Origin of the sequence: Craterilacuibacter sp., from assembly GCF_051659485.1 — a bacterium.
Classification (GTDB): Bacteria; Pseudomonadota; Gammaproteobacteria; order Burkholderiales; family Chromobacteriaceae; genus Craterilacuibacter.
Window position 1 is genome coordinate 1 of the sequence record NZ_JBOFOO010000395.1, and the last position, 2911, is coordinate 2911.

Sequence of the window (2911 nt, forward strand, 5' to 3'; positions counted from 1 at the left end):
CGGCTTCCGAGGTGGCAGTACCGATCACGATGGCGCCTTCACGGGCCAGTGTATCGGCAATGGCAGCGCCAATGCCGCGCGATGCACCGGTCACCAGTGCCACTTTACCTTTCAAGCTCATTCCATTCCCCTTGTGGCAGGTCAGACAAGTTCGCTACGCGCGGCTTCCAGCGCGGCGACATCGGTCAATGCAAGGCAACGCACGCTGCTGTCGATACGTTTACCCAGTCCGGCCAACACCTTGCCCGGGCCACATTCGGCCATCAGCGGCAAACCATCGGCAACCAGCTGCTGCACCGTCTCGGTCCAGCGCACCGGGCTATACAATTGCCGCGTCAGTGCATCACGGATCTGGTCGGCATCGCCATAGCTGATTACGTCGGCATTGTGCAGCACCGGAATGGCCGGCGTATTGATATGCACGCTTTTGAGCGCCTCGGCCAGACGCTCGGCAGCCGGACGCATCAATGCGCAATGCGAAGGCACCGACACCGGCAAAGGCAGGGCACGTTTGGCACCCTTGTCTTTACACAAGGCCATGGCACGCTCGACAGCGGCCTTATTGCCGGCAATCACCACCTGCCCCGGCGAATTGAAATTCACCGGTTCGACCACTTCACCTTCGGCCGCCTCGGCACAGGCGGCGACAATATCGGCATCCGCCAGACCCAAAATAGCGGCCATCGCACCGACACCGGCCGGCACCGCCGCCTGCATCGCTTCCGCGCGCAGACGCACCAGACGGATCGCCTCGGCAAACGGCAAGGCACCGGCAGCCACCAGCGCGGTGTACTCGCCCAAGCTATGGCCCGCCACGGCCGACGGCTGCATGCCGCCCATTTCCTGCCACGCAAGGTAAGTGGCAAAGCCGGCGGCCAGCATGATGGGCTGGGTATTGACGGTGGCATTGATGGCATCGGCCGAGTCGGCGACCAGCATCCCCCACAGATCAACCGACAAGGCATCGGAAGCCTCGTCAAAGGTATGCCTGACAACCGGCAAGCTATCGAGGCCGGCCATCATGTTCAGGCTCTGCGAGCCCTGCCCGGGGAAAACAAAAGCAAAAGCCATAGGAGTTTATCCCTTTGAATTATCGCGCCAGTCGCGCACTGCCGGCCGGCCTCTACCATTGCTGCGGCAAAGGCCGAACAGGCTCAATACGTCAGCAATACCGCACCCCAGGCAAAACCGCCGCCTATGCCTTCCAGCATCACGGTCTGGCCACGCTGGATGCGGCCATCGCGTACAGCGGTGTCCAGCGCCAGCGGAATGGAGGCGGCCGAGGTATTACCCTGCTCCGGCAGCGTAACGATCACCCGTTCCATCGGCAGTTTCAAATGCTTGGCAGTCGACTCGATAATGCGCAAATTGGCCTGATGCGGCACCAGCCAGTCAACCTCGCTCTGCGCCACACCAGCCTCGGCAAGCGTCTTGCTGGCGATATCGGCCAACGCCTTGACCGCAAACTTGAAGACGGCAGGTCCATCCATAAACAGATAAGGCATGCCCTGAATCTTGCCGCCGGAAATCTGTGCCGGTGTATTCAGGATATCCTTGTAGCGGCCATCAGCGGCCAGTTTGGCGTGGCGCAGACCCGGCGTCTCGCTGGCACCCAGCACCACTGCACCGGCACCATCACCGAACAGCACGCAGGTACGGCGGTCTTCCCAATCCAGAATACGGGTCAGCACTTCGGCGCCTATCACCAGCGCCTTCTTGGCCAGACCGGCCTTGATATAAGCATCGGCAGTGACGAGTGCGTACATAAAGCCGGCACATACTGCCTGCACATCAAAAGCCGGGCCACCGTGGATACCCAGCTTTTCCTGTACCAGACAGGCAACACTGGGGAACACCATATCCGGCGTGGTGGTCGCGACGATAATCAGATCGATCTCGTTGCGGTCAATACCGGCACTGGCAATGGCCGCTTCGGCTGCATGCAGCGCAAGATCACTGGTTTTTTGCTCGGGGTCGGCAATGCGACGCTCGCGAATACCGGTGCGGGAGACGATCCATTCATCGGTCGTCTCCACCCGTTCGGCCAGCATCGCATTGGTCAGCACCGTAGAAGGCAGATAACTGCCGGTGCCAAGAATGCGGGAATAAATCATATTATACGGGAACCTGACTCGCTGCCGCCTCGGTGCGCTGTCTGTTCTCTTGGTGCAGCGCGACCTGGTCGGTAATGTGGCCTATCACATCGGAGTCGACTTCCTCGCAAGCCTGCTCCAACGCAAAACGGAATCCTATCGCGTCGGTTCCACCATGGCTTTTGACCACAATGCCCCTTAATCCCAGCAGACTGGCGCCATTGTAACGACGGGTATCGACGCGTGCCTTGAAGTGCTTGAGTACCGGCATGGCTGCCAGTGCGCACAGACGCGTCCACCAAGTGCGGGTGAACTCTTCACGCAGGAAAACGGAAATCATGTGCGCCAGACCTTCGGAGGTCTTGAGCGCAACATTGCCGGTAAAGCCGTCGCATACCACCACATCTACTGTCCCCTTGTAGATATCGTCGCCTTCGACATTACCGTAAAAATTCAGCTCGGAAGCCCGGAACAGTTCGGCGGCCAGCTTGATATTGCCGGTACCCTTAATCTCTTCGGACCCGATATTCAGCAAGCCCACACTCGGGCGAGCTTGATGCGACACGCTGGCGACCAGTTCGGCCCCCATGATGCCGAATTGCAGCAGTTGTTCCGGCGTGCAATCGACGTTGGCGCCCAAGTCCAGTACACAGCTGGCACCACGCACGGTGGGCATCAGCTTGGCAATGGCGGGACGGTCGATACCGGGAATGGTTTTCAGGACAAATCTGGCGGTTGCCATCAAGGCACCGGTATTACCGGCGGAAACACACGCCTGCGCGCGGCCTTCCTTGACCAGATTGATAGCCACCCGCATT

Annotated in this window: 4 protein-coding genes; all 4 read right to left on the reverse strand. The window is 59.9% G+C overall.

Going from position 1 to position 2911, the window contains the following annotated elements; all coding sequences use genetic code 11:
- A partial coding sequence (locus ACRC1E_RS13495; protein ID WP_438515612.1) for an SDR family NAD(P)-dependent oxidoreductase occupies positions 1-121 on the reverse strand: 121 nt, incomplete at its 3' end.
- A 20-nt stretch (positions 122-141) separates the two neighbouring features.
- Positions 142-1071, reverse strand: coding sequence for an ACP S-malonyltransferase (fabD, locus tag ACRC1E_RS13500; RefSeq protein ID WP_438515609.1), 930 nt, complete (start codon positions 1069-1071; stop codon positions 142-144).
- A gap of 83 nt (positions 1072-1154) precedes the next feature.
- Complete coding sequence (locus ACRC1E_RS13505) at positions 1155-2114, reverse strand: beta-ketoacyl-ACP synthase III (protein WP_438515610.1); 960 nt, start codon at positions 2112-2114, stop codon at positions 1155-1157.
- Between the two features lies 1 nt (position 2115).
- On the reverse strand, positions 2116-2911 hold a 796-nt coding region (plsX, locus tag ACRC1E_RS13510), incomplete at its 5' end, for a phosphate acyltransferase PlsX (protein ID WP_438515611.1).